The 26,207-nt window shown below is 64.0% G+C and carries 26 protein-coding genes and 1 pseudogene; 12 read left to right on the top strand and 15 right to left on the bottom strand.

From position 1 onward, the window contains the following. Positions 1–124 precede the first annotated feature (124 nt). Positions 125–1,036 carry a LysR family transcriptional regulator gene (locus GYA95_RS16385; RefSeq protein ID WP_015271343.1) on the top strand — a complete coding sequence of 304 codons (912 nt, stop codon included), beginning with the start codon at positions 125–127 and terminating at the stop codon, positions 1,034–1,036. A gap of 134 nt (positions 1,037–1,170) precedes the next feature. On the opposite strand, the gene GYA95_RS16390 is transcribed toward GYA95_RS16385, so the two are convergent. The 3 genes from GYA95_RS16390 to GYA95_RS16400 are packed head-to-tail and all read right to left on the bottom strand — an operon-like array spanning position 1,171 to position 2,996. After that, complete coding sequence (locus GYA95_RS16390) at positions 1,171–1,692, bottom strand: DUF2937 family protein (RefSeq protein ID WP_015271344.1); 522 nt, start codon at positions 1,690–1,692, stop codon at positions 1,171–1,173. Positions 1,693–1,701: 9 nt separating this feature from the next. Next, positions 1,702–2,475, bottom strand: a complete 774-nt coding sequence (locus tag GYA95_RS16395; protein ID WP_013973756.1) for a class II glutamine amidotransferase — start codon at positions 2,473–2,475, stop codon at positions 1,702–1,704. Positions 2,476–2,489: 14 nt separating this feature from the next. Further along, positions 2,490–2,996 (bottom strand): hypothetical protein, encoded by a 507-nt coding sequence (locus tag GYA95_RS16400; protein WP_015271345.1) that lies wholly within the window; start codon positions 2,994–2,996, stop codon positions 2,490–2,492. A gap of 137 nt (positions 2,997–3,133) precedes the next feature. Between GYA95_RS16400 and GYA95_RS16405 the strand changes: the two genes are divergently transcribed. Next, a complete protein-coding gene (locus tag GYA95_RS16405) occupies positions 3,134–5,176 on the top strand; it encodes a S9 family peptidase (protein WP_015271346.1) in 2,043 nt (680 codons plus the stop codon). A 112-nt stretch (positions 5,177–5,288) separates the two neighbouring features. Here the strand turns inward: GYA95_RS16405 and GYA95_RS16410 are convergent, their stop codons facing one another. After that, entirely contained in the window at positions 5,289–5,567 is a 279-nt protein-coding gene (locus tag GYA95_RS16410; RefSeq protein WP_015271347.1) for a hypothetical protein, read from the bottom strand. 131 nt (positions 5,568–5,698) lie between these two features. Here GYA95_RS16410 and GYA95_RS16415 point away from each other — a divergent pair, with 131 nt between their 5' ends. The 3 genes from GYA95_RS16415 to GYA95_RS16425 all read left to right on the top strand — a co-directional run bounded on the left by GYA95_RS16415 (position 5,699) and on the right by GYA95_RS16425 (position 7,018). Continuing rightward, on the top strand, positions 5,699–6,070 hold the full coding sequence (locus GYA95_RS16415; protein WP_003259546.1) for a YajD family HNH nuclease: 372 nt from the start codon (positions 5,699–5,701) through the stop codon (positions 6,068–6,070). A 73-nt stretch (positions 6,071–6,143) separates the two neighbouring features. After that, positions 6,144–6,614 (top strand): RNA methyltransferase, encoded by a 471-nt coding sequence (locus GYA95_RS16420; RefSeq protein ID WP_015271348.1) that lies wholly within the window; start codon positions 6,144–6,146, stop codon positions 6,612–6,614. A gap of 62 nt (positions 6,615–6,676) precedes the next feature. Beyond that, on the top strand, positions 6,677–7,018 hold the full coding sequence (locus tag GYA95_RS16425) for a YgaP family membrane protein (RefSeq protein ID WP_015271349.1): 342 nt from the start codon (positions 6,677–6,679) through the stop codon (positions 7,016–7,018). Between the two features lie 159 nt (positions 7,019–7,177). On the opposite strand, the gene GYA95_RS16430 is transcribed toward GYA95_RS16425, so the two are convergent. Together GYA95_RS16430 and GYA95_RS16435 are read right to left on the bottom strand one after the other, a co-directional pair. Continuing rightward, positions 7,178–8,386 carry a hypothetical protein gene (locus tag GYA95_RS16430; RefSeq protein WP_015271350.1) on the bottom strand — a complete coding sequence of 403 codons (1,209 nt, stop codon included), beginning with the start codon at positions 8,384–8,386 and terminating at the stop codon, positions 7,178–7,180. Between the two features lie 41 nt (positions 8,387–8,427). Next, on the bottom strand, positions 8,428–8,877 hold the full coding sequence (locus tag GYA95_RS16435; protein WP_015271351.1) for a YcgN family cysteine cluster protein: 450 nt from the start codon (positions 8,875–8,877) through the stop codon (positions 8,428–8,430). Between the two features lie 144 nt (positions 8,878–9,021). Here GYA95_RS16435 and GYA95_RS16440 point away from each other — a divergent pair, with 144 nt between their 5' ends. Beyond that, entirely contained in the window at positions 9,022–9,615 is a 594-nt protein-coding gene (locus tag GYA95_RS16440) for a nitroreductase family protein (RefSeq protein WP_015271352.1), read from the top strand. Positions 9,616–9,731: 116 nt separating this feature from the next. Here GYA95_RS16440 and GYA95_RS16445 read toward each other — a convergent pair whose 3' ends face one another. The 5 genes from GYA95_RS16445 to GYA95_RS16465 all read right to left on the bottom strand — a co-directional run bounded on the left by GYA95_RS16445 (position 9,732) and on the right by GYA95_RS16465 (position 14,481). Beyond that, a complete protein-coding gene (locus GYA95_RS16445; RefSeq protein WP_015271353.1) occupies positions 9,732–10,664 on the bottom strand; it encodes a D-2-hydroxyacid dehydrogenase in 933 nt (310 codons plus the stop codon). Between the two features lie 2 nt (positions 10,665–10,666). Next, positions 10,667–10,960 carry a YcgL domain-containing protein gene (locus GYA95_RS16450; protein ID WP_015271354.1) on the bottom strand — a complete coding sequence of 98 codons (294 nt, stop codon included), beginning with the start codon at positions 10,958–10,960 and terminating at the stop codon, positions 10,667–10,669. Further along, entirely contained in the window at positions 10,957–12,090 is a 1,134-nt protein-coding gene (gene rnd / locus GYA95_RS16455) for a ribonuclease D (RefSeq protein WP_013973768.1), read from the bottom strand. Before rnd ends, GYA95_RS16450 begins: the two co-directional genes overlap by 4 nt. A gap of 222 nt (positions 12,091–12,312) precedes the next feature. Beyond that, on the bottom strand, positions 12,313–13,950 hold the full coding sequence (locus GYA95_RS16460; RefSeq protein ID WP_015271355.1) for a phosphoethanolamine transferase: 1,638 nt from the start codon (positions 13,948–13,950) through the stop codon (positions 12,313–12,315). A 165-nt stretch (positions 13,951–14,115) separates the two neighbouring features. After that, positions 14,116–14,481, bottom strand: coding sequence for a 5-carboxymethyl-2-hydroxymuconate Delta-isomerase (locus tag GYA95_RS16465; RefSeq protein WP_015271356.1), 366 nt, complete (start codon positions 14,479–14,481; stop codon positions 14,116–14,118). A gap of 117 nt (positions 14,482–14,598) precedes the next feature. On the opposite strand from GYA95_RS16465, the gene GYA95_RS16470 reads away from it, so the two are divergent. After that, positions 14,599–14,838, top strand: a complete 240-nt coding sequence (locus GYA95_RS16470; protein WP_015271357.1) for a YdcH family protein — start codon at positions 14,599–14,601, stop codon at positions 14,836–14,838. A 146-nt stretch (positions 14,839–14,984) separates the two neighbouring features. On the opposite strand, the gene GYA95_RS16475 is transcribed toward GYA95_RS16470, so the two are convergent. Beyond that, on the bottom strand, positions 14,985–16,169 hold the full coding sequence (locus GYA95_RS16475; RefSeq protein ID WP_015271358.1) for a trans-sulfuration enzyme family protein: 1,185 nt from the start codon (positions 16,167–16,169) through the stop codon (positions 14,985–14,987). A gap of 92 nt (positions 16,170–16,261) precedes the next feature. Between GYA95_RS16475 and GYA95_RS16480 the strand changes: the two genes are divergently transcribed. Beyond that, complete coding sequence (locus GYA95_RS16480) at positions 16,262–16,723, top strand: Lrp/AsnC family transcriptional regulator (protein WP_015271359.1); 462 nt, start codon at positions 16,262–16,264, stop codon at positions 16,721–16,723. A gap of 127 nt (positions 16,724–16,850) precedes the next feature. Here GYA95_RS16480 and GYA95_RS16485 read toward each other — a convergent pair whose 3' ends face one another. Next, positions 16,851–19,181 carry an FdhF/YdeP family oxidoreductase gene (locus GYA95_RS16485; RefSeq protein WP_161551433.1) on the bottom strand — a complete coding sequence of 777 codons (2,331 nt, stop codon included), beginning with the start codon at positions 19,179–19,181 and terminating at the stop codon, positions 16,851–16,853. A 543-nt stretch (positions 19,182–19,724) separates the two neighbouring features. Between GYA95_RS16485 and moaA the strand changes: the two genes are divergently transcribed. Both moaA and GYA95_RS16495 read left to right on the top strand, forming a co-directional pair. Beyond that, positions 19,725–20,729, top strand: a complete 1,005-nt coding sequence (moaA, locus tag GYA95_RS16490; protein ID WP_015271361.1) for a GTP 3',8-cyclase MoaA — start codon at positions 19,725–19,727, stop codon at positions 20,727–20,729. Between the two features lie 20 nt (positions 20,730–20,749). After that, a pseudogene (locus GYA95_RS16495) lies at positions 20,750–21,649 on the top strand (bestrophin family protein). Between the two features lie 130 nt (positions 21,650–21,779). Here the strand turns inward: GYA95_RS16495 and moaB are convergent. Continuing rightward, complete coding sequence (gene moaB, locus GYA95_RS16500) at positions 21,780–22,319, bottom strand: molybdenum cofactor biosynthesis protein B (protein ID WP_003259533.1); 540 nt, start codon at positions 22,317–22,319, stop codon at positions 21,780–21,782. Positions 22,320–22,459: 140 nt separating this feature from the next. On the opposite strand from moaB, the gene GYA95_RS16505 reads away from it, so the two are divergent. Then, complete coding sequence (locus GYA95_RS16505; RefSeq protein ID WP_015271363.1) at positions 22,460–23,347, top strand: LysR family transcriptional regulator; 888 nt, start codon at positions 22,460–22,462, stop codon at positions 23,345–23,347. Here the strand turns inward: GYA95_RS16505 and GYA95_RS16510 are convergent. After that, a complete protein-coding gene (locus GYA95_RS16510) occupies positions 23,335–24,117 on the bottom strand; it encodes an AraC family transcriptional regulator (RefSeq protein ID WP_015271364.1) in 783 nt (260 codons plus the stop codon). The two genes, GYA95_RS16505 and GYA95_RS16510, sit on opposite strands and share 13 nt — an antisense overlap. Positions 24,118–24,497: 380 nt before the next feature. Here GYA95_RS16510 and GYA95_RS16515 point away from each other — a divergent pair, with 380 nt between their 5' ends. Next, positions 24,498–26,114 (top strand): APC family permease, encoded by a 1,617-nt coding sequence (locus GYA95_RS16515; RefSeq protein ID WP_015271365.1) that lies wholly within the window; start codon positions 24,498–24,500, stop codon positions 26,112–26,114. Positions 26,115–26,207 lie beyond the last annotated feature (93 nt).

Here is a 26,207-nt window from a genome sequence, read left to right on the forward strand (position 1 = left end):
GCCTCGGCTTGTTGGTATTGTTTTATGGGCGACAATGAGTCGCGGCCTGGCTGCCATTGTTCAGAGGCCGCGCCACCTGCGTCCAACGAGAAAAACCGCCGGTCTGGAACAAGAAAAACTGATCATGAACCTTCGCTTCCTCGAAACCTTCGTCTGGGTCGCCCGGCTCAAGAGCTTCCGCCTGACCGCGGAAAAGCTGTTCACTACCCAGGCCTCGGTTTCCAGCCGCATCGCCGCGTTGGAGGCCGACCTTGGCGTGAAGCTGCTGTTGCGCGACTCACGTGGCGTCAGCCTGACCCCGGAAGGCGGCAAGGTGCTGGAATATGCCGAGCGCATGCTGGAAACCGCCAAGGCCATGAAGCAGTCGCTGGACAGCGACCGGGCCAAGGTCGGGCGCATCCGTATCGGGGTGATGGACACGGTGATCCACACCTGGATGAGCGCACTGGTGGCGGAGCTGACCGAGCGTTACCCGCAGGTGGAGATCGAACTGGTGGCCGACACTGCGCTGAACCTTCGCGAGCAATTGCAGAAGGGCTTTCTCGACGTGATCCTGCAGACCGACCTGCTGCGCGAGCAGTCGATCCGCAGCCTGGACCTGGCGCGCTACCCGATGGGTTGGGTGGTGGCCGCCGGCTCGCACCAGCACCGCGACTACGCTTCGCTGGCCGAGCTTGGGCGTGAGCGCATCATCACCTTCTCGAAGAACTCGCGGCCGCACCAGGAAGTGCTGAGCCTGCTGCTGAGTGCCGGGGCCGAAACGCCGCGGCTGAACTGCGTGAACTCGGTGGCGGCGATTACCCGGCTGTTGCGCGACGGGTTTGGCATTGGTGCGTTGCCGCCGGCGCTGGTGGATGCCGAGTTGAGCCGGGGTGAACTGGTATTGCTGCAGGGACTGCAACCGCCGCCGAGCCTGGAACTGGTGGTGGCCTGGCAGACCGGGGTGGCGTTGGTGGATGAAGTGGTCGGGGTTTGCCGGCAGGTGCTGGAGCGGTATGCGCGGGATGTGGGTGGGCAGCGGATTGTGTTGGTCTGACAGATTTGCAGTGCCTGTGCTGGCCTCTTCGCGGGTAAACCCGCTCCCACAGAGTCACCACAGGTCTTGAGGGCTGCGCAGTACCTGTGGGAGCGGGTTCACCCGCGAAAGGGCCAGCACAGGCACTGCAAAAATCAGCGCCAGCTCTCCTTCACCGCCCCACGCCGCCCGCCCAGGATCACCCAGCCAATCGCCAGCAACAGGCTCTCGACCACGAATGCCAGCACAAACCCTGCACCAAGCCCCCAGCCAACCGCCTCGGGCACCAGCAGGATCTGGTAGCTGTAGCCATTGAGGGTTTCTTCGCGCAACTGCGGGTCGGCCTGTACCAGCACGTGCCAGGTACGCTGCGCCCATGGCGCTTGCAGCGCCTGCCATTCGTTTTCCAGCAGTTCGTTGCGGATCATCAGGCTTTCGATGCTGTTGGCATCACTGTTGAACACCGGGTCGTCGCTGCTGCGGTAATGCCGCAGCAGCGCCTGCAGGTCACCACTGAAGAAACGTTCGGCGGTCTGCCGGAAGCCGTCGAGCGCTTCGCGTGATTCGAACAGGTGCGCCTCGACCCGCTGGCTGTAATCCTTCACCAACCCCGGGACCTGGATACCGGCCAGCAGGCCGAAGGTAAACAACAGCAACCGCAGGTAACTTCTGAACATGCCGCGTCCTTAGCTCTGGCCGTGCGCCACGCACTCGCCGTGCCGCCAAAGGGCCCACTGACCCGGCTCGTAGCGCTGCCAGGTCTCGTTCTCGGTCAAGGCCTCGGTGGCGATCACCGTGACCACGTCATTAGGGGTCGTTTCGGTGTGAAAATCGACGATCAGGTCGACATCCTTCAACCGCGCCGCACCAAAGGGTGCCCGGCGAGTAATGTGCACCAGCTTGGTCGAACAGAAGCAGAACAGCCAGTCGCCGTCGCTGAGCATGCAGTTGAACACGCCCTGGCCGCGGTAGCCGGCACAGGCTTCGACCAGCACCGGCAGCAGCTGTTCCACCGGCACGGGCTCTGGGAAGGCGCTGCGGATGCGGTTGAGCAGGTCGCAGAAGGCCGCCTCGCTGTCGGTGTCGCCCACCGGCCGGTAGAAACTGGCCTGGCCCTTGAAGTCGCCCAGCTGGCCATTGTGCGCGAAGCACCAGTTGCGGCCCCACATCTCCCGTACGAACGGGTGAGTGTTGGACAGGCACACCTTGCCGACGTTGGCCTGGCGGATGTGGCCGATGACCACTTCGCTCTTGATCGGGTAACGCTGCACCAGGTTGGCCACTTCCGACTCGCTGCTCGCGGCCGGGTCCTGGAACAGGCGCAGGCCACGGCCTTCGTAGAAGCCGATGCCCCAGCCGTCACGGTGCGGGCCGGTACGGCCGCCGCGCTGCATCAGGCCGGTGAAGCTGAAGACGATATCGGTGGGGACGTTGGCACTCATGCCCAGCAGTTCGCACATAGGCGTGTCTCCGCTTACAGACGGGGCTCGACCCGGCCGCTGCCGCGGGAGACGGCTGGGGCGACAGGGGGTGGCGCATCACGGTAACGGTCGCGGCGCTCTGCGGCCAGCGGGGCCTGGGCGCCGAGCTGGTCATCTTCGGCAGCCTGGCGCTGGGCAGCGGCCTCGGCCTGCGCGCGGCGCTCGCGGGCGCGTTTCTCCAGCGGAAAGCGCAGCAGCACGAAGAGGAAATACAGGGAAAACGCGCCCATGCCGTACATGGCGAAGTCGGAAACCGCGCGCCAGGCGTTGTTGCCGACCTTGAAGGCGACGTCGAGGGCGGTGATGGCAATCGCCGGGGCGAAGCTGTCCTTGACCGGGTCGACGATGGTCGGGGTCAGCAGCAGCACCGCCAGCACCACCCGCAGCGGTTCGCGCAGCCAGCGCCACATCCAGCCGGTGAGCTTGAAGCCCACCATCAGGCAGCCCAGGGCGGCAACGGCGTAAAGGCCCCAGGCGAGGGTGTAGTCGTTCTCGGTCATGGTGTTCGTGCAAGCCAGGCAAAGAGATGCCTATGATAAACACTTTTCCGGGCGCAGACAGTGTTTGCCTGTACCGGCCTCTTCGCGGGCTGCCCGCGAAGAGGCCGGTACAGGCACCCCCAATCAAGAGATCCTCAATGCCAACCAAGCCCCACCCCCCGATTGCCCGCCAGGCCCAGGCCGCCGACCCGTACGCCTGGCTGCAACAGCGTGACACCCCCGAGGTGCTTGCCTACCTGCAGGCCGAAAACGCCTACCAGGAAGCCTGCCTGGCCGACCAGGCGCCGCTGCGCGAACAACTGTTCGAAGAGATCAAGGGCCGCATCCTGGAAACCGACCTGTCGCTGCCGGCGCCCTGGGGCCCCTACCTGTACTACACCCGTACCACCGCGGGCGACGAGTACCCGCGCCACTACCGCTGCCCGCGCCCGGCCGACGACTCCAACACGGTCGATGAAAGCCAGGAGCAACTGCTGCTCGACCCCAACGCCCTGGCCAATGGCGGTTTCCTGTCCCTCGGCGCGTTCAACGTCAGCCCCGACCACCGCCTGCTGGCCTACAGCCTGGACACCAGTGGCGACGAAATCTTCACCCTGTACGTGAAGGACCTGGCCAGTGGCAGCGTCACCTCCCTGCCCTTCGACGACTGCGACGGCAGCCTGACCTGGGCCAACGACAGCCAGACGCTGTTCTTCGCCGAACTGGACGAGACCCACCGCCCGTGGCGCCTGCGTCGCCACACCCTGGGCAACGACGGCGCGCAGACCGTGTTCGAGGAGACCGATGGGCGCTTCTTCCTGCACTGCTACCGCACCAGCTCCGAACGCCAGCTAGTGCTGCTGCTCAACAGCAAGACCACCAGCGAAGCCTGGGTGCTTGACGCGGAAACCCCGCAGGCACCGTTCACCTGCCTGGCGCCACGGGTCGAAGGTCACGAGTACTTCCCCGACCACGGCCAGCTCGACGGCCAGTGGCGCTGGTTCATCCGCACCAACCAGGACGGCATCAACTTCGCCCTGTACCACGCCCCGGTCGCACCAGTGCCCAGCCGTGAGCAATGGCAGGTGCTGGTAGCGCACCGCGACGCGATCATGCTCGAAGGCCTCAGCCTGAATGCCGGCGCGCTGACCCTGAGCCTGCGCGAAGGCGGCCTGCCGATCATCGAGGTACGCCCGCAGGGCCTGGCACCCTACCGCGTCGAACTGCCCGACGCGGCCTACAGCCTGTACGTGCAGGACAGCCTGGAATTCGCCAGCCCACGCCTGCGCCTGCGCTACGAAGCACTCAACCGCCCAGCCCAGGTACGCCAGCTGGAGCTGGCCAGCGGTGCCCAGGCGGTGCTCAAGCAAACCCCGGTGCTGGGGCCGTTCGATGCCGACGACTATGTCAGCGAGCGCCTGTGGGCTACCGCAGCGGACGGCACCCGGGTGCCGATCAGCCTGGTGCGCCGCCGCCAGGACCTGGGCCAGACCGTGCCGCTGTACCTGTATGGCTACGGCGCCTATGGCGAAAGCCTTGACCCATGGTTCTCGCACGCGCGCCTGAGCCTGCTGGAGCGCGGCGTGGCCTTTGCCATCGCCCATGTGCGTGGTGGTGGCGAACTGGGCGAAGCCTGGTACCGCGCCGGCAAGCAGGAGCACAAGCACAACACCTTCAGCGACTTCATCGCCTGTGCCGAACACCTGATCGCCGAGGGTGTCACGGCTGCCGAACGCCTGGCCATCAGTGGCGGCAGCGCCGGTGGCCTGCTGATGGGCGCGGTGCTCAACCTGCGCCCCGAGCTGTTCCGCTGTGCGATTGCCGAAGTGCCGTTCGTCGACGTGCTCAACACCATGCTCGACCCCGAGCTGCCGCTGACCGTGACCGAGTACGACGAATGGGGCAACCCTGAGGAGCCGGAGGTGTATGAGCGGATCAAGGCCTATGCACCGTACGAGAACGTGAAGGAACAGGCCTACCCGGCGATGCTGGTGGTGGCGGGCTACAACGACAGCCGCGTGCAGTACTGGGAAGCGGCCAAGTGGGTGGCGCGGCTGCGCACGCGCAAGACCGACGACAACCTGCTGCTGCTCAAGACCGAGATGGGGGCTGGGCATGGCGGGATGAGCGGGCGGTATCAGGGGCTCAAGGATGTGGCCCTTGAGTACGCGTTCGTCTTCGGCGAGCTAGGTATCGTTTGAGAAAGCTGGGGGCGCTTTGCGCCCCTTTCGCGACACAAGGCCGCTCCTACAGGTACCGTGCATGCCCTGAATCCTGCGCGCTCCCACAGAAAACCGGGGCAGCCGGCTGAATTCAATCATCCTGCACCGCCGGCTTCGGCGGGTCTTGGCGCAACCCCGGCAATGGCTGGTCCTTCGGTGGCCCGGGCACCGGCATCGGCGGTAACAGTGGCGCCCCCGGCTGGCTGTCATAGGCCTTGGGCGGCGTACTCGGGGTAATCTGCGGATATGGCGTAGGCGTAGGCGTACCCGGTGCACCGGGCACCGGCGTGCTCAACCGGGGTGGCGTGCTGGCAGCTTCGGCCATGGGCAGGCCGGCCAACAACAGCACAACGAGGATCGCGCGAAACATCAGCAACCTCCTGTCGGGAACCTTCCTACAGGCTACGCCTAAATCAAAGCTTTCGCCTGTCCGCCTGCCCCGCAAGCGCGCTAGACTCAGTGCATAACCGTCATTTGCCTGATCAGAACAAAGGAAACACCATGAGCTCCACCTCTTCCGCCGCCGCCACCGCGCGCCTGGACCGCATCCTGGCCGATGCCAAGCGCGACAAGGAAATGGGCTACCGCGACAAGGCCCTGAAAATGTACCCGCACGTCTGCGGCCGCTGCGCCCGCGAGTTCTCCGGCAAGCGCCTGAGCGAGCTGACCGTGCACCACCGCGACCACAACCACGACAACAACCCGCAGGACGGCTCCAACTGGGAGTTACTGTGCCTGTACTGCCACGACAACGAGCACTCGCGCTATACCGACCAGCAGTACTTCAGCGAAGGCTCCACCAGCACCCCGAGCATCGCCAAGGCCACCCACAACCCGTTCGCCGGGCTGGCGGGCATGCTGAAGAAAGACTGACCATCGATTCACCACCCCGCTGCTACCGGGCAGCCCGTATAATCGCGCTTTTTTTCGCGAAGGGCCCCGGTACGTGGCAAACAAACGATACAGCTGCATTGGCCTGTTCAACCCCAAGTCGGCAGAAAACGTCGGCTCGGTGATGCGCGCCGCGGGTTGCTACGGTGTCAATTCGGTGTTCTACACCGGCAAACGCTACGAGCGTGCGCGTGACTTCGTCACCGACACCAAGCGCGTGCACTACGACATCCCGCTGATCGGCATCGATGACCTGCAGCGCATCATCCCGCTGGGCTGCACGCCGGTGGCCGTGGAGTTGGTGGAGGGCGCGCGGCCATTGCCGGAATACACCCACCCGGACCGGGCCATCTACATCTTCGGGCCGGAAGACGGCAGCCTCAGTGCCGATGTGCGGGCATGGTGCGAAGAGACCATCTACATTCCGACTGAGGGCTGCATGAACCTCGCAGCGACGGTGAATGTGGTGCTGTATGACCGCATGGCCAAGGGGCTGAATACCCGTTCGGGGCCCAGGTTCAAATAGCCGACTGAACGATGGCGGCGGCCAACAGGTCACCTGCATACACTTCAGACGGAGACCTTGCCATGCTTGATATCCATTCGGCAGCGACATCGCAAGACAAGAACGTTCATGGCCTGGAGCGCGCCAGCTCGCTGGCTGGCGGCGCGTTGATGGTCAGCAAGGGGCTACGCCACGGCGGCCTGGTCGGGTTGTTGCAGATCGCAGTTGGCGGCCTGGCACTGGCTCGGGGCTTCAGCGGGCATTGTGCGACCAAGGCCTGGTGGCAGCGGCACCGGCAGGAGTATCACCGCTTGCGTTCGGACATCGAGCGCAGTGCTGCGGAACTGGAGGCGTTGAAGGCCAGTGCCGAGGCGGCGACGCGGGGGGTGACGGTAACCGGGAAGGATCCGTTGGCTGGCAGTTGAGTTTTGCACTGCCTGTGCCGGCCCTTTCGCGGGCACGCCCGCTCCCACAGGGACCTCATGGCTGTCGGAACATCACTGGCCTGTGCCGACCTCTTCGAAACTTGCGCGGCACCTGTGGGGGCGTGCCCGCGAAAGAGTCAGCACTGGCAATAGAGAGGCCTAGCGCAACGCCTTGCTCTGCAACACCTCGGAGCGCCGCCCCAGCACGTTCTCGCTGATCTGCACGAAGTCTTCGGTGCTGACGCTGGGCAGGCGCATCAACCCGCGTGCCACATCGTCCAGCGAGCGTTTGGCCTGAGTGTGGATGCGGATTTCCTTGTCCAGCGCTTGCAACAGCATCACCCCGCGCGCCACCTGCGCCGGGGTGGCATGCTCGCCCTTGAGCCGGGTGACCTTGGCGCCCTGCTTACTCAGGCGCGCCTGCCAAGCCTCGTAACGGTCGTCACTCACCCCGCCCGCGCGGCGCAGCAACTCGCTGGCATAGTAGTCGTTCAGGCTTTCCACCAGCCAGTCACTGCCATCACGCCCATGGATCTGCGCAAACAGTTGCACCACTTCGCGCAGCAACGGGCTGCTGCCATTCTCGCTGACCATCGGCCGGGCACTGTGCAGGTACAACGAGCCCTGCGCGGCGGTCGCCCCACGCCACATGCCGTCGCGAGCGCCGACCAACAGCAGCTTCGGCGGGTTGCGCGGGAAAACCGCCTGCAATTGCGGCCAGACAAAGGTCAGCATGGTCAGGTTGTCCATGCGCCGCATACCCTGCCCCACCGGTGCGGCCACGGTGACCTCGGTTTCGCCCAGGCGGGCGCGGCGGCTGCCCAGGTCGCCAGCGAGCATCCAGCCTGTGGGGCGGTCGAACAGGCGCGAAACGTTGTCGATGCGGAACTTGTCCTTGCCGATGCGCGGCCAGGAGGTCTCAATGCTCTTCCAGCCCTCCGGCAGGTCGAACGCCAGCCGCGCCACCAGTTCGGTGCCATCCTGCTGGTCGAGGCGCGCAGGCGGCACCAGTTGGTCGCCGAGGAACAGCGCCCAATGCGGGGTGATGCGCGACGAATAGGCGCCGCTGCCGCGTTTCTGGTCCAGCTGCACGCGGTAACTGAGGCTGGTCTTGCCGGCCGCCGGTTGCCACACGCCGCGCTGGCCCTGCAGTTGCCATTGGCCATCAGCCTGGAAGCCGCTGTAGGCCCCGGCCTTGCCCAGGTCGAAATCCAGACTGCGCACGGCACTGCCTTCGGCCAAGGTTAGGCGGACCTCCGCCTGGCCACTGGCTGGCAACAGGCGCACTTGATAGTCGAGGTCGACCTTTTTCGCCCAGGCCGGCGAACTGGCCATCAGGCCCAATAGCAACAACAGCTGGCAACGCATACAGAAACTCCTTGTTTCCCCGTGGCAGCGGGCCGCGCCGGTCAGCTGGCGCGGAAGATCAGGTGGTCTTCCCAGTCGTCTTCGTGCACATCGTGTTCACTGAGCATGCGCCCCGACTGGGAAATGCGCTGTTCATGGACCTGCTGGCGATCACCGCAGACCAGGTGGTGCCAGGCCGGCAGGTCCTTGCCCTCACTGACCAGGCGGTAGCCGCAGGTACTCGGCAGCCACTTGAACTGGTCGGCCTTGCCCGGGGTGAGCTGGATGCAGTCAGGTACCTGGGCGAAGCGGTTGGGGTAATCGCTGCACTGACAGGTGTGAAGATCCAGCAGTTTGCAGGCGATACGCGTGTAATAGACGCTGTTGTCGTCCTCGTCCTCGAGCTTTTGCAGGCAGCACAGGCCGCAACCATCACACAGCGACTCCCACTCTTGCGGGCTGAGTTGCTCGAGGGTCTTGCGCTGCCAGAACGGCGCGTTTTCAGCGATCATGACACGGGTTTCCTGCATTCATCTTGGGGCCACGGCGCGCGGCGGCGCCAGTCTAGAGCCTGGCCTTCGGCAAAGCCAGACCGCTTGTCAGTCGCGACGCGACGCAGTAGCGTGCGCGTTTACCGCCCTTTTGCAGGAGCCGCCATGAGCGCCAACCCCCGCATTGCCGATTACGCCATCAACGAGCAGTTCATCAACCGCTGGTCGCCACGTGCCTTCACCGCCGAGCCGATCAGCGAAGAAACCTTGCTGAGCTTCCTCGAAGCTGCACGCTGGGCGCCGTCGGCGAACAACTCGCAACCTTGGCGCTTCCTCTATGCCCGCCGTGACACGCCGAACTGGGAGCGTTACCTGAACCTGCTGGTGCCGGCCAACCGCAGCTGGGCGCAACAGGCTTCGGCGCTGGTGCTGGTGATTTCCAAGACCACCTACGCCGCCCCGGGCGCCACGGAAGAAAGACCGGCGCTGTGGCACACCTTCGACACCGGCTCCGCCTGGGGGCACCTGGCCCTGCAAGCCAGCATCAGCGGCTGGCATACCCATGGCATGGCCGGTTTCGACCAGGAACTGGCGCGTCAGGAGTTGAAGGTTCCTGAAGGCTACGTGCTGCATGCCATGGTGGCGATCGGCAAGCTGGGCGACAAGGCCAGCCTGAACGAAGCGCTGCAGGCGCGTGAAGTCCCGAGCCCGCGCAAGCCACTGAGCGAGCTGGCTGCCGAGGGTGATTTCAGCCTGTAAGCCTTGCATTGGCTGTACCGGCCCTTTCGCAGCACAAGGCTGCTCCTACAGCACAGTGAAAAAAACCTGTAGGAGCAGCCTTGTGCTGCGAAGAGGCCGGTACAGGCACTACAAAATCAATAGCCCCGGGCGAAGTCCACTTCTCCTCGCAACCCCTGCCCCGCCGCATACGCCCGCACATTCTCGACAAACAACCGCACCATCGCCGCCGGCGAGGTGGGTGCCGAGCTGTGCCCGGTCAGCAGCAAGCCCCACGCCGTCCAGAACGGGTGTTGCCTAGGCAACGGCTCCTGCCGGCAGACATCGATCACCGCCCCCGCCAGGTGCCCTTCCTTCAGTGCCTCGACCAGGTCAGCGTCGACCACCGCAGCGCCGCGCCCGGCATTGATGAACAGCGCCGTGGGCTGGAAGCACTTGAACAGTGCCGCATCATACAGGTCGTGGGTTGCCGGGGTATCCGGCAGCAGGTTGAGTACGTAGTCGACCTGACCCACCATGCGCGGCAGGTCGGCCAGCGCCGCTACCTCGACGAACGGCGCCTGCTCGCGGGCGCTGCTGGCAACGCCATACAGCACCACGCCAAACGCCTGCAGGAACTCGGCCACCCGCTGGCCAATGTCGCCAGTGCCGACGATCAGCACCTTGCGCCCTTCCAGGGTCCGCCCCGGGCGGTCGTCCCAACGACGCTCGACCTGGCTGACCAGCCGCGACAGCACCTCGCGCTCATGGCCGAGCATGTAGGTGAGCATGTACTCGGCCATCACCTGGCCAAAGATGCCCACGGCGCGGGTCAGGCGATAGTCGCGCGGCAGGCCCTCGGCCAGCAGCGGGGTGATACCGGCCCAGGTGGACTGCATCCAGCCCGGCTTGTGGCCTTGGCGCAACAGGCTTGCCAGCAGGTCCGGCTGGCCCAGCCACACCGGGCACTGTGGCGCCTGGCGTGCCAGTTCGGCGGAGTCGCCGCTGGTCAGGACTTCCAGCTCAGGCGCGGCTGCACGCAAAATCTCGGCGTATCGAGCATGATCATGCTCAGCAATCAGTACTCGCATGATCAGGCAGGGTCGTTACGGCGCAGCAACTCTTCGGGCAGGTGCTCGATGTAGTCGTCTTCCGGCGGCGGCATCTGCAGGTGGTAACCCTGGTTGTCGAGGTTTTCCAGCACCTTGGCGATGTCCTCGCGGGCCAGCTTGCGCTCGGGAGTCAGCACCAGGTCGAAGGCGTGCACGGGGGTGCCGAAGAACGGCAGCAGGCCTTCGGGCACGCGCTCCAGGCCGTCGGCCTTGAGCACGTACAGGTACATTTCGTTCTTGCGGGGGCTCTTGTAGATAGAGCAAATGCGTTTCATCGGGTCTCTCCGGCGCCTGCGAGGCTGTCCAGCAGGGCCTGGCCCATGCGCTCACGGCGCCAGCCGCGCAGCGAATCGGGCAATTGATAGGGGCCATTGGGGTAGCCGCTCTTGAGCAGCGCTTCCAGGGCTTTTTTGCGCAGCATCAGCTCGGGGGCAATGCCCAGGCGCTCACCTTCGGCCTGGCCGATGGCACGCAGCTGCTTGAGGATACCTGCAGCCTCGATCGGCAAGGGCTCGGGCAAGGCCTGTGGCCATTGCTCGGCTGGCAGGCTGGCGGCACGCTTGATCAGCTGGATGAGGAACTCACCGTCCTGACGAATGGTGCGCGGATGCATCTCGTCGATCTTGGCCAGCGCCGACAGGTTGCTCGGCTGGCTCTTGGCCATGGGCCACAGCGAGTGCTCCTTGAGGATGCGATTGCGCGGTACGTCGCGGTTGCGCGCTTCACGCTCGCGCCAGGCACACAGCTCACGCAGCACTGCCAGTTGCTGGGGGGCCAGCTTCCAGGCCAGCTTGACGTCGCGGTACAGGCTTTCGGGCTCGACTTCGCGGCGCAATGCGGCCACCAGCTCGGCGCCGTCCTCCAGCACCCAGGCGTACTTGTCGTCACTCAGGCGCGGGCGCAACACGGTGAACAGCTCGGCCAAGTGCACGGCATCCTCGGCGGCATAGCTGACCTGGGTTTCCGAGAGCGGACGCTGCAGCCAGTCGGAGCGGGTTTCGCCCTTGGGCAAGTCAATACCCAGCACATCCTGCACCAGGCGCGAATAACCCATGGAGAACCCCAGGTTCAGATAACCGGCCGCCAGTTGGGTGTCGAACAGCGGCTGTGGCAGCTTGCCGGTCAGGCGCAACAGCACTTCGAGGTCTTCGCTGCAGGCGTGCAGTACCTTGACCACACCGCTGTCATCCAGCAGTTCGGCCAGGGGTTGCCAGTTGCCGATCAGCAACGGGTCGATCAGGAAGGCACGCTGGCCATCGCCGATCTGGATCAGCCCGGCTTTCGGGTAGAAGGTGTCGACCCGCATGAATTCGGTATCGACGGCGACAAAGGGCAGCTGGTGCCAGTCGCGGCAGTGTTCGGCCAGGCTCTGGTCGTCACGGATCCAGTGTATTTCGATGGCCACGAGGCTCTCCCACTAACATTGGCGCGCAGTATATACGGCGCGGGCACTGCTGGTGAAACCTGCGCCATCCCTGGAATAGATAAACGGTGCTGCACCGGCGCCTTTTTGTAGGAGCAGCCTTGTGCTGCGAAAGAGCCGGTGCACTGATCATGGTGCTGTATTGGCTGTACCGGCCCCTTCGCAGCACAAGGCTGCTCCTACAGTGCCCGTGTGCAGTCAGACTCAGCGCTTGGCCGCCAGCCACGGCCGGCAGCTGGCGAACATGTCCAGCGATTGCTGGTAGACCTCGGTACGCACCTGCAACAGGCCGAGCATCGAGTGGAACAGGTTGTCCTGCGACAGCGGCGCATCGCTGAGCTTGGCCAGGCAGTCGGTGTCGACGCCGAAGTCCTCCTTGTAGCTGTCGGAGAACCAGGTCAGCAGCGGCACGTGCTTCTGCTGCTCGGGGGCGATAGCGTAAGGCGTGCCGTGCAGGAACAGGTTGTACTCACCCAGCGACTCGCCATGGTCGGACAGGTAGATCATCGCCGTGTCGACCTTGTCCTGCTTGCTGCGCAGGGTATCGATCAGCGAGGCCAGCACCTTGTCGGTATAGGCCAGGGTGTTGTCGTAACCGTTGACGATTTCCTGTTCGCTGCACTGGTCCAGCGCGTTGCTCTGGCACACCGGGGCAAAGCGCTGGTCGGAGCCGGGGTAGCGCTTGAAGTATTCAGGCCCGTGGCTGCCCATCTGGTGCAGCACCAGCACGGTGTCCTTGTCGAGGTTGTCGATCAGCTCACCCAGGCCCTGCAGCAGGATCTGGTCATGGCATTCACCATCAGCGCACAACTGCGGGTCCTTGAGTTTGCTGACATCGATGAATTGCACGCGGTCGCAGGTACCCTTGCAGCCCGATTGATTGTCACGCCACTGCACCGCCAGGCCGGTCCGCTGGAGGATGTCCAGCAACCCTTCGCGGTTCTTCGCCACGCGGGCATCGTAGTCCTTGCGCTTCATGCCAGAGAACATGCAGGGCACCGAAACGGCGGTTTCCGTGCCGCAGGAGTGAACATCGGAGAACGCCAGCAGGCCCTGCTCCCTGGCGAGGTTCGGTGTGGTATCGCGGTTGTAGCCGAGCACGCCGAAGTGATCTGCCCGCGCACTTTCACCCACCACCAGTACAGTCAGCGACTTGCGTTCATGCTTTTGCCAGGCAGCGTCACGCTTGGCATCTTCGCCGTAATGCTGGAAGGGCCGTGATGCGGTACCGACGCGCTCGCTGACATAACCGATGGAGGCACCCACGATATTGCTGGGGGTGAGCATCAGGCGCAGTTCGTGGTGGTTGCGAAACAGCGACGAAAGGCCCTGGTAGTTGACCAGTGCCACCGAGCCCAGGGCCACTACGCAGGCACCGCCAACCACCAGCTTGCCGAGCAGTTCACGGTGCCAGGCGCGATAGGCGATCGGCGCCTTCCACAACAGCAGCGAAGGCACTACACCGAGGCCCAGGATATACAAGGCAAACTTCAACGAAAGCAGGTCACGCACTTCCGCCACGTTGGTTTCCGCAATATTGCGGAACATGCCCGCGTCAATAAGTACGCCGTACTGGTTCATGAAGTAAGCCACGCCCGCGCCACTCATGAACAACACGATAAGTATTGGCTTCAATACATAACGGAAGGCGAACAACGTGAGAATCAGGTTGAACGCGAACAGCATCAGCACGGCAAACGCCAGGCTCAGCCAAAGCCCCGGCAAACCGGGCGGCACAACCTGTTCGAGATGCTGCCAGAGGAAGACATTGAAGCCTATCAGCAGGTAAAGGCTGGCCAGCAGCGTGACCCATTCAGTCCGCAGGGATTTGAAGTTGAGCATCAGTGTTCGCAATCAAGAGTGATTATCAGCCCGAGGGCCTGCGCGGCACCAGGGAAACTTGGCTGAACTCTAGAAAGCGTGCCATCAATATTTTGTGAAAAAGACGCCAACAAATTCGTGAGCAGGCGCCTTTTCTACATTAAAAGAAGTTCATTCAGCGCTTGTTCAGCCTGGCAGGCGTGCCTTGGCATACGGCTCGCGGTCGATGTCCAGCACTTCCACGCACAGCTGGATATCAAGCCCGGGTTGCTCGGGGATGGCGTCACGCAACACGTCGAGCAGGCTGGTGGACAGTTGCGTCTTCACCTCGAGCGAGCGCCCGCTGAGGATGACCAGGCGCACATGGGCAAAGGCACGCTCGCCGGGCGCAGTGCCCACCCGATAATGCTTGAAGGCTTCGGCGCGGCTTTTGATATCGGCCTCGTCGGCGAACTGGCCACTGCCAACCAGGGCATGGTTCAGGCGCAGCAGCAGGACGTCGACATTCAGCTCACGCAGGTTGTCGCTGTATTCGAGGTTCAGGTGGGGCATGGCGCAGGTTCCGGGTCACGGGGGAGATGCGACAGCCTACCCCAGTCCCCTACCTGCGCAAAGACGACTATCCTCAAAGGTCAGAACCATCCGCCAACCCCCGACAGAGGTGAAGAAATGCCAGTTCCGCATGATCTGCTCGCTGACCTGCACGTTACCGCTGATGCATTCCAGGCGCTCATGGAAAAGGACCAGACGCTGCACTCACTGCACAAGGAATACAACGCAAAAGACAAAGAGGTGGTCGCTGCCGAAGGCAACGGCACCAACGACGAAACCGTCAACCGCCTGCGCAAGGAGCGCTTGCTGATCAAGGACAAGATCGAACGGATCATTCATCCGCCCAAATCCAGATAGATACCACAGGCCTGCACGGCCCCCTGTAGGAGCGGCCTTGTGTCGCGATGGGCTGCGCAGCAGCCCCGAAAATCTCGACAGAGACATAGATTCTGGGGCTGCTGCGCAGCCCATCGCGACACAAGGCCGCTCCTACAACCGCATCATCACGAGCCAGCAGCCGCAGCCTTCAATGCCCCATCCAGATCCTCGACCAGGTCGCGGTAATCCTCGATCCCCACCGACAACCGCAGCAGGTTTTCGCTGATGCCCATCACGCCCTTCTGCTCCGGGCTCAGCGAGCAGTGCGACATGCTCCAGGAGTGGTTGATCATGCTTTCCACCCCGCCCAGCGAGTCGGCCAGCACGAAGATCTGCAGCGCCTCCACCAAGCGGTTTAGCGCAGCCCGGTCGCCCTTGACCTTCATCGCCACCACCGCCCCGCCACTGCGCATCTGCCGTTTGCACAACTCATGTTGCGGGTGACTTTCCAGCCCCGGGTAATACACCTGATCGATCTGCGCGTGGCTTTCGAGGAAGCGCGCCACCTGCAGGGCATTGGCACACTGGCGCTCCATGCGCACATCCAGGGTCTTCAGACCGCGCAGGGCCAGGTAGCAGTCGAACGGCCCCTGCACCGCGCCAATCGCCATGCTGATGCGGCGCAGGCGCGCCAACAGCGCATCATTGGCAGCTACCACCACGCCACCGGTGAGGTCGGAGTGGCCGCCGATGTACTTGCTGGCCGAGTGCATCACCAGGTCCACGCCCAGGGTGATCGGGCGCTGGTTCCACGGCGAGCAGAAGGTGTTGTCGATACAGGTGAGGATGCCCCGCGCCTTGGCCAGGTCGCACACCGCCTTGATGTCGACCAGGTGCAGCAACGGGTTGGTCGGCGATTCGATCCAGATCAGCTGGGTTTCCGGCTTGATGGCGGCGGCCACCGCCTCGAGGTCGTTGAGGTCGACGTAGGTGGTGGTCAGGCCCGAGGTGCGGCTGCGGTAGTCTTCCATGATGCGGAAGGTGCCGCCGTACACGCCGTTCATCACCACCACGTGGGCATCCTTGGGCAGCAGCTCCAGCACGGTGGCGGTGGCGTTCACACCCGAGGCGCAGGCGACCGCGCCAACGCCCTCTTCCAGGGCGGCGACACAGGTTTCATAGGCATGCCGGGTGGGGTTGCCGACGCGGCTGTAGGAGTATTCCGGTTTGTCGTCCAGGCTGCGCTTGGTGAACGAGCTGGCGGTGACGATCGCCGGGAAAATAGCGTTATCGGCGACGCTGAACTGCTCACCGGCGTGAATGGTACGGGTGGCGAAATTGCGCGGCTTGTCGGACATGGTCAGGCCCATTGGCAGAGTGAAAGCTGCAACTATCGCACAACCCAAATCTTCTAGCCTTGGGGTAATCTGTGAAATATTTTTCTCCACGGCCCACGCGCGATATGGACAGCTTCGACCAGCACATTCTCACCCTGCTTCAGCGCGACGCCTCGATCTCGCTCAAGGACCTGGCCGAGGCCGTCAACCTCTCCACCACGCCGTGCTGGAAGCGGGTCAAGCGCCTGGAGGAAGACGGCTACATTGTCGGCCGTGTCGCCCTGCTCGACCCGGAACGGCTGGGGTTGGGGCTGACGGTGTTCGTCCAGCTCAAGACCCAGCGCCACGACAGCGCCTGGCTGGAGCAGTTTGCCGCGACCGTGACCGGGTTCGAGGAAGTGATGGAGTTCTACCGCATGTCGGGAGACTGGGATTACATGCTGAGGGTGGTGGTGGGGGATATTGCGGCGTACGACCGGTTTTACAAAAAGCTGATCACCAGTACTGATGGGCTGTCGAACATCACTTCCAGTTTTGCCATGGAGCAGATGAAATACACCACGGCTTACCCGGTGAACCGTTCCTGATTCCTGTATGGCAGTACCGGCCCTATCGCCGGCAAGCCAGCTCCCACAGGTACGTCACAGGTTCTGAAATCTGTGCGGTCCCTGTGGGAGCTGGCTTGCCGGCGATAGGGCCCTTGCAGGCTACCTGTCAATCCGCGGCCAGCACCGCCGCAATCCGGTTGCCGGCCTTGGCTTTCTCGACCTTGATCGCCACGAACTTCGAGGTCGGGGTATAGGTCCCCTCGCCATAGCTTTCCAGCGGCACCAGCGGGTTGGTCTCAGGGTAGTACGCCGCCGCCTGCCCCTCGGGCACGTCATACGCCACCAGGCGGAAGCCCGACACCCGCCGCTCCACGCCATCCTCCCACAGCGACACCAGGTCCACATGCTCGCCCGGCTCGAAGCCCATACGGCGGATGTCCACCTCGTTGACGAACACCACTTCACGCAGGCCGAACACCCCGCGATAACGGTCGTCCAGGCCATACAGGGTGGTGTTGTACTGATCGTGCGAGCGCAGGGTCTGCAGGATCAGGTCGGGCTTGTCGCCGCGCGCCAGCACCTTGGCATTCACCAGTTGCTCCGGCAGCCGGTGCGGGCTGAAGCACGCCTTACCTGTGGCCGTGCGCCAGGTACGGTCGGCGGCATTGTTGCCCAGGTGGAAGCCGCCCGGGTGCTGCAGGCGCTCGTTGAAAGCGGCAAAGCCGGGGATCACATCGGCAATCATGCTGCGGATGCGGCCGTAGTCGGCAACAGCGTACTCCCAGTCGATCGGCTGCTTGCCCAGGGTCGCCTGGGCCATGCCGGCGATGATCCACGGCTCCGAGCGCAGGTGCGGCGAGCGCGGGCGCAGCTGGCCGTGGGAGATGTGCACCATGCTGAAGGTGTCCTCCACGGTCACGCCTTGCGGCCCGCTGGCCTGCATGTCGATTTCGGTACGGCCCAGGCACGGCAGGATCAACGCATCGCGGCCGGTGACCAGGTGCGAGCGGTTGAGCTTGGTGGAAATCTGCACGGTCAGCGCGCAATTGCGCATGGCCGCATGGGTGCGCGGCGTATCCGGCGTGGCCTGGGCAAAGTTACCACCCAGGCCGATGAACACCTTGGCCCGCCCCTCTTCCATGGCCTTGATCGCCAGCACCGCGTTGTGCCCGTGGGCACGCGGCACGCGGAACTGGAAGCGTTTTTCGATGGCATCGAGCAGCGCCGACCCGGGCTTCTCGTCGATGCCCATGGTGCGGTCGCCCTGCACGTTGCTGTGGCCACGCACCGGTGACAGGCCGGCGCCGGGCTTGCCGACGTTGCCGCGCAGCAGCTGCAGGTTGACGATTTCCTGAACGGTCGGCACCGAGTGGCGATGCTGGGTGACGCCCATGGCCCAGCACATGATCACCCGTTCGGCCTTGCGGTACATGCGCGCGGCCAGTTCGATCTCGGCCTGGGTCAGGCCCGATTGCTCGACGATGTGCGCCCAAGGCGTGGCATCCACGGTTTCCAGGTATGCGTCGATGCCACTGGTGTGCTCGGCGATGAAGGCATGGTCGAACACCGCCGGTTCGCCATTGGCCTGGGCTTCGCGTTCCCACTGCAGCAGGTACTTGGCAATGCCACGCATCACTGCCATGTCGCCGCCCAGGGCCGGGCGGAAGTAGGCCGTGTTGGTTGGTTCGGAGCCATTGCTGAGCATTTCGAACGGGTGCTGCGGGTGCTGGAAGCGCTCCAGGCCGCGCTCCTTGAGCGGGTTGAAGCAGACCACCTGGGCACCACGCTTCACCGCTTCACGCAGCGGTTCGAGCATGCGCGGGTGGTTGGTGCCGGGGTTCTGGCCGATGACGAAGATGGCATCGGCCAGTTCCAGATCGTGGAACACCACGGTGCCCTTGCCCACGCCGAGGGTTTCAGACATGCCCACGCCGCTGGCTTCATGGCACATGTTCGAGCAGTCGGGGAAGTTGTTGGTGCCGTAGGCGCGGACGAACAGCTGGTAGAGGAACGCCGCCTCGTTGCTGGCCCGGCCCGAGGTGTAGAACTCGGCCTGGTCGGGCGATTCGAGTGCGCGCAAGTGTTGGGCAACCAGCGCAAAGGCTTCTTCCCAGCTGGTTTCGACATAGTGGTCGGTGGCCGCGTCGTAGCGCATCGGGTGGGTCAGGCGGCCCTGGTACTCCAGCCAGTAGTCAGTCTGCTCGGCCAGCGCACTGACGCTGTACCTGGCGAAGAATGCCGGGTCCACCGAGCGGCCGGTGGCTTCCCAATTGACCGCCTTGGCGCCGTTCTCGCAGAACTTGACCATGTCGTTTTCCGGCGACTCGCCCCAGGCGCAGCCGGGGCAGTCGAAGCCGCCGTTCTGGTTGGTCTTGAGCATGGCCCGCAGGTTCTTGAAGGCATTGTCGCTGCCCAGCCAGCTCTTGGTCACGCTCTTGAGCGCCCCCCAGCCGGCGGCGGCGCCTTTGTAGTCCCTGATATGTTGGTCCTGGCTCATGCGGTGAATCCTCACGCTTCGATGCTTTTTTTCAGCCTATGGAGCGTGGGGTAGAGCCGTCCAATCGAAAGATCTTACGGGGTGATAGGCGGTTTCGATCATGGGTATTTTCTGGAGATGTGTTGGGGCTGCCAGGTGCTTGCCACAGAATCTTCAGCGCCTATGAGATCGAGCGCCGCCCGCGCGGCGCTTCGCGGCACAAGGCCGCTCCCACATTTGTTTCGGGCCAGTTATTCCTGTGACAGGTGGGTTGCAGCTTTGGTGCATGGCTGGAGATTGATGGGGTGCAGTGGCGTACCGTTCGATATCGAATGGAACAAACAAGGCGGACAGAGGTGAAACCACAGGAGTGACTGGCCCGAAACAAATGTGGGAGCGGCCTTGTGCCGCGAAGCGCCGCGCGGGCGGCGCTCGATCTCATAGACGCTGAAGATGCTGCGCCAAGTGATAGAGGCCATCGATCAATCGGTCGGACAAAGCAATTTGACGGCCCTGCGCCCAAGTTATAGCTTGGATCGAGTCCCAATCCATTCGAGCGCGAACGTGGAACAGAACAGCCGGGCCCTGATCGACGGCTTCAACCGGAAAATCGACTACCTGCGGATGTCGGTCACCGACCGCTGCGACTTCCGTTGCGTGTACTGCATGGCCGAAGACATGCAGTTCCTGCCGCGCCAACAAATCCTCAGCCTCGAGGAACTGCTCCAGGTGGCCGAGCGCTTCGTCGCCCTTGGTACCCGCAAGATCCGCCTGACCGGCGGCGAGCCGCTGGTGCGCCAGGGCATCGTCGACCTGTGCGGGCGGATCGCCGCCCTGCCCGGCCTGCGCGAGTTGTGCCTGACCAGCAACGGCTCGCAACTCGGGCGCCTGGCCCAGCCGCTGTTCGACGCAGGTGTCACGCGCCTGAACATCAGCCTCGACAGCCTGGACGCCGAGCGCTTCAAGCAACTGACCCGCACCGGCGACCTGCACCAGGTGATCGCCGGCATCGACGCCGCCCGCCAGGCAGGCTTCAAGCGCACCAAGCTCAACTGCGTGGTCCTCAAGGGCCGCAACGATCATGAACTGGTCGACCTGGTGCGCTTTGCCATCGACCGCGAACTGGACATCACCTTCATCGAAGAAATGCCCTTGGGCGTGATCAGCGAACATGAACGCGGCGAGTCGTTCTGCTCCAGTGACGAAGTACGTGTGCTGCTGGCCGAGCAGTTCACATTGGTCGAATCGACCGAGTCGTCCCAGGGCCCCGCCCGCTACTGGCGCCTGGCCGAAGCCGCCAATACTCGGGTCGGCTTCATTTCGCCACACAGCCACAACTTCTGCGCCACCTGCAACCGCGTGCGACTCACCGTCGAAGGCCGCCTGCTGCTGTGCCTGGGCAATGAACACTCGGTGGACCTGAAGCAGGTGCTGCGCGCCCACCCCGGCAACCCCGAACGCCTGGAAAAGGCCATTCGTGATTCCTTGCACCTCAAGCCCTACCGCCATCATTTCGAAGTCGGTGGCGACGTGCAGATCCTGCGTTTCATGAACATGACCGGCGGCTAGGCAGCCGTCTCTGGATTTCCATGATCGTCCACCCCACCCCCGATGTGCTGCGTGTGCTGTTCACCCTCAAGGGTTCGATCGTCAAGCGCATCGCCCTGCGTTGCCTGACGATCACCCTGCTGGCCGCGCTGATCGTGTTGGTCGAGCGGCATTTCCCGGCGTTTTTCTACCCGGTCAGCGCCACCCCGTTCACCTTGCTGGGCCTGTCACTGTCGATTTTCATGAGTTTTCGCAACAACGCCTGCTATGACCGCTGGTGAGAGGGGCGCAAGGCCTGGGGCAAGCTGATCATCGAAACCCGTTCGTTCGTGCGCGAAAGCCTGGTGATTACCGACGAAACCCTGCGTGCCGAACTGTTGCGCAGCCTGTGCGGCTTTGCCCATGCGCTGAATGCTCGGCTGCGCAGCGAGGACGAACTGGCCGCCGCCCGGCCCTGGCTGGCCCGGCCCGATGCGATCAGCCCGCACAACGTGTGCGACGCCATCCTGCGCGAAATCGGCGGGCACTGCTCGCGGCTGGCAACACAGCAGCAGATCAGTGACTGGCGCTACAGCCTGCTGGAGCAGCGGCTGGTGGGGCTGACCGAAGTGCAGGCTACCTGCGAGCGGATCAAGGGCACGCCGTTGCCGTTCCCCTACACGCTGTTGCTGCACCGCACCATCTACATCTTCTGCCTGCTGCTGCCGTTTGCCCTGGCCGAGCCGCTGGGCTGGCTGGCGCCGCTGTTCACCACCATCGTGGGGTACACGTTCTTCGGGCTGGATGCGATTGGCAACGAACTGGAAGACCCGTTCGGGCGCGATGAGAACGACCTGCCGACCGATGCCATGGTGCGGACCGTGGAGCGCGATGTGCTGGCGGGGTTGGGGGAACAACAGCTACCGCCGGTTTTGTTGCCGGTGGACCATGTATTGAGCTGAGCAATTGTTGTTGCCTGTCCTGGCCTCTTCGCGGGCTTGCCCGCTCCCACAGGGTCACCACTGCCCTCAAGACCTGTGGAGTACCTGTGGGAGCGGGCAAGCCCGCGAAGAGGCCAGGACAGACGAAAGATCAGCCCCGGCTTGCACAGGCCTCGATCGGTTTCAGGTGCTTGACGAAGTTGCACGGCCGGTGCCGCGCATCCAGCTGCTCCGCCAGGATGCCCTCCCACGCCGTACGGCAGGCCCCGGTGGAGCCCGGCAGGCAGCACACCAACGTGCGGTTGGACAGCCCGGCCAGCGCCCGGCTCTGCACGGTCGAGGTGCCGATATCGAGAATCGACAGGGCCCGGAACAGTTCGCCAAAGCCATCGATGCGCTTGTCCAGCAAGCACTCGACCGCTTCCGGCGTGCTGTCACGCCCGGTAAAACCGGTACCGCCGGTGATCAGCACCACCTGCACCTGTTCGTCGGCAATCCAGGTGGCGACCTGGGCGCGGATCTTGTAAAGGTCGTCCTTGAGCAACGCCCGCGCCACCAGGCGGTGGCCGATCTCCACCGAGCGGCTGGCCAGCAGCTCACCGGAAGTGTCGTTGTCGTAGGTACGGGTATCGCTGACTGTCAGCACGGCGATGTTGAGCGGTACGAAGACCGCATCGGGTTGGACGCGCACGGTGGGGCTCCTCGAGTGGCATTGCCGCCACGCTAGAGGCATGGCCCGGGGGCGTCCAATCGATATGGCGTACCGACTCATCAATGACATCTATCGCAGACGTGGGTTAAGGTCTGCATAACCCGATACCAGGCACCTCCATGGACATCAAGCAGCTCAAATTCCTCATCGCCCTCGACCAGACCCGCCACTTCGGCCAGGCGGCGGCGCTGTGCCATATCACCCAGCCGACGCTGTCCATGCGCCTGCGCAACCTGGAGGACGAGCTGGACCTGGTACTGGTCAAGCGCGGCCAGCGCTTCGAAGGTTTCACCGAAGCGGGCGAGCGAATCCTGGCCTGGGCCCGTACCCTGCTCGCCGCGCACGATGGCTTGCAGGCCGAAGCCGCCAGTTGCCGCGGCCAGGTGGTCGGCAGCCTGCGCCTGGGCACGGTGCCGCTGGCCAGCTTCAACCCCATGCACCTGCTGCTGCCGCTGCGTGAAAAATACCCCGAACTGCACTTCCAGATCAGCTCGCTCAGCTCGGAACAGGTGATCGACGGACTCAGCCGCAACCAGCTCGACCTGGGCATCTGCTACCTTGACCAGGTCAACACCAGCTTCTTCGAAGTGATCGAACTGGGCACCACCACCATGGGCCTGCTGCACGATACCCGGCACTTCCAGTTCGCCAGCGACACCCTGCGCTGGGACGAGCTGGGCGACATTCCGCTGGGCCTGCTGAGCAAAGGCATGCACTACCGCCAGTCGCTGGACCTGAGTTTTCGCAGCCGTGGCCTGGAGCCGAATGCGGTACTGGAAAGCGACTCGAGCTTCCAGCTGATCCAGGCCATCAACACCGGCATGTGCTGTGCGGTCATGCCACTGGACTGCGGCCTGGAAGACCTGAGCGAGCACCTGCGCATCCTGCCGGTGGCCGACGCCGCTATCCACAGCCCGGTCGGCCTGCTGCTGCGCCGCAGCGAACCGCGTTCGGCAATTGCCGAGCAGTGCTTCGATGAGGCGCGGGCGCTGTTTCAGGCCAACTGAGCGCTGGTTGCCTGGCGGTACTGGCGCGGGGTGAAGCCGGTCAGTTGCTTGAACTGGCGGCTGAAGGCGCTGTGGTCGGTATAGCCGCAGCACATCGCCACTTCAGTGATCGGCAGTTCCGAATGCAGCAAACGGTGGGCGTGCTCCAGGCGTGCCTTGTGGATCATCTGCCGTGGCGTGAGGTGGAACACACGCTTGCAGTAGCGCTCCAGCTGGGCCACGGAAATGCCAGCGATACGGGTCAGCTCGCCCATGCTGATCGGCTGGTGGAAATGCCGCCGGATATGCTCGTCCACCGCCGCCAGGCGCTGGTAGGCAGGATGGCTGTCGGCGGCTGACTGCAAGTCGACCGAGATGCCGACCAGGCCAATGATCTCGCCGGCACGGTTGTACAGCGGGCGCTTGTGGGTCAGGCACCAGCCAGGCTCGCGGCTGCCGTAAAGATGCAGCTCCAGCTGGTCTTCCAGCACCAAACCCTCCTTGAGAACGCGACGGTCCTGCTCGGTGTAGCCGGGGCCCAGCTGTGCCGGGAACACTTCGGCGCTGGTCTTGCCCAGCAGCGGTTGCAGGCGCTTGAGGCCACAGCGCTGGACCAGGGTGTTGTTGGCCAGCACATAGCGGGCGGCCGGGTCCTTGATGAAGATCGCGGCGTTGGGGATGGCGTCGAGGATCGGCAGCAGCAGGGACACACCAGCGAGCAGGGCCTCGAGGTTGGCGGGGCGGTGCTGGTCGAGGGACTGGTACAGGGTTGCCAGGGGGGTGTCGATCATCTGTCGGTTCTCTGTTGGCTGTGCCGGCCTCTTCGCAGCGCAAGGCTGCTCCTACAAGGGGTGCGCTGCCTTCGAGACTTGTGCGGACTCTGTAGGAGCAGCCTTGTGCTGCGAAGAGGCAGGCACCAGCACTGCATCTCTCAAACCCTTGCCCAGTATGGCCTAGAGCGTATTCCACCCCCCAGCACCTAGCTACTGCTTTTTTGCAACTGTGCCGATTTCGTCATCCCCCCTGCAGAAAACCATCAAGAACCGCCGCCCCGATCGGTCCACTCTATGCCCCACGCAAGCCGCCCCAAGTCCTACAAGAGCGCGGCCCAAAAAGCCGCATCTCGTGACATCAGACCTGCCTATCCAATAACCAACAAAAAGGCGAACCCATGTCAGGCAAATTCAAAAAACAGTTGTCATTGCTGGACCTCACCTTCATCGGCCTAGGTGCCATCTTCGGCTCCGGCTGGCTGTTCGCCGCCAGCCACGTCTCGGCCATCGCCGGCCCGGCCGGCATCCTGTCCTGGTTCCTTGGCGGCTTCGCCGTGCTGTTGCTGGGCATCGTTTATTGCGAACTGGGTGCTGCCCTGCCGCGTGCCGGGGGCGTGGTGCGCTACCCGGTGTACTCCCACGGCCCGCTGCTGGGCTACTTGATGGGCTTTATCACCCTGATCGCCTTTTCCAGCCTGATCGCCATCGAAGTGGTCGCTTCGCGTCAATACGCCGCCGCCTGGTTCCCCGGGCTGACCAAGGCCGGCTCCAGCGACCCGACCGTGCTCGGCTGGCTGGTGCAGTTCGCCCTGCTGGGGCTGTTCTTCTTCCTCAACTACCGCAGCGTGAAAACCTTCGCCAAGGCCAACAACCTGGTCAGTGTGTTCAAGTTCATCGTGCCGCTGCTGGTGATCGGCGTGCTGTTCACCTTCTTCAAACCGGAAAACTTCGAGGTCCAGGGCTTTGCCCCGTTCGGTCTGTCCGGCGTTGAAATGGCGGTATCGGCCGGTGGCATCATCTTCGCCTACCTGGGCCTGACGCCGATCATTTCGGTGGCCAGCGAGGTGAAGAACCCGCAACGCACCATCCCCATCGCGCTGATCCTCTCGGTACTGCTGTCCACCGCGATCTACGCCCTGCTGCAACTGGCCTTCCTCGGCAGCGTGCCGACCGAAATGCTGAGCAACGGCTGGGCCGCGGTGACCAAGGAACTGGCCCTGCCCTATCGCGACATCGCCCTGGCCCTGGGTGTGGGCTGGCTGGCCTATCTGGTGGTGGCCGACGCGGTGATCTCGCCCAGCGGCTGCGGCAACATCTACATGAACGCCACCCCGCGCGTGGTCTATGGCTGGGCGCAGACCGGCACCTTCTTCAAGTACTTCACCCGTATCGACGCCGAGTCCGGCATCCCGCGCCCGGCGCTGTGGCTGACCTTTGGCCTGTCGGTGTTCTGGACCCTGCCGTTCCCGTCCTGGGAAGCGCTGATCAACGTGGTTTCCGCCGCCCTGGTACTGAGCTACGCCGTGGCCCCGGTCACCGTCGCCGCCCTGCGCCGCAACGCCCCTGACATGCCGCGCCCGTTCCGGGTCAAGGGCATGGGCGTGCTCGGCCCGCTGTCATTCATCATCGCCGCGCTGATCGTGTACTGGTCGGGCTGGAAGACCGTGTCGTGGCTGCTGGCCCTGCAGATCGTGATGTTCGTGCTTTACCTGCTGTGCGGCCGCTTCGTGCCGACCCAGCACCTGTCGCTGGCCCAGCAAGTGCGCTCGTCGGCATGGCTGATCGGCTTCTACGCGGTGACCATCCTGCTTTCGTGGCTGGGCAGCTTCGGCGGCCTGGGAGTACTCGGCCACCCGTTCGACACCGTAGTCGTGGCCGCTTGTGCGCTGGGCATCTACTACTGGGGCGCAGCCACCGGCGTGCCTGCCCACCTGGTGCGCCTGGAAGGTGAGGACGAAAGCGAAGCCAGCCATGAACCTCTGGTAGGCCAGCGCCCGGCTGCACTGGCTCCGTAACGGCTACTGGCCCTATCGCCGGCAAGCCGGCTCCCACAGGGTCCGCGCTGACCCAGAGGCCGATGCAATACCTGTGGGAGCTGGCTTGCCGGC

It is taken from the genome of Pseudomonas asiatica (assembly GCF_009932335.1).
Classification (GTDB): domain Bacteria; phylum Pseudomonadota; class Gammaproteobacteria; order Pseudomonadales; family Pseudomonadaceae; genus Aquipseudomonas; species Aquipseudomonas asiatica.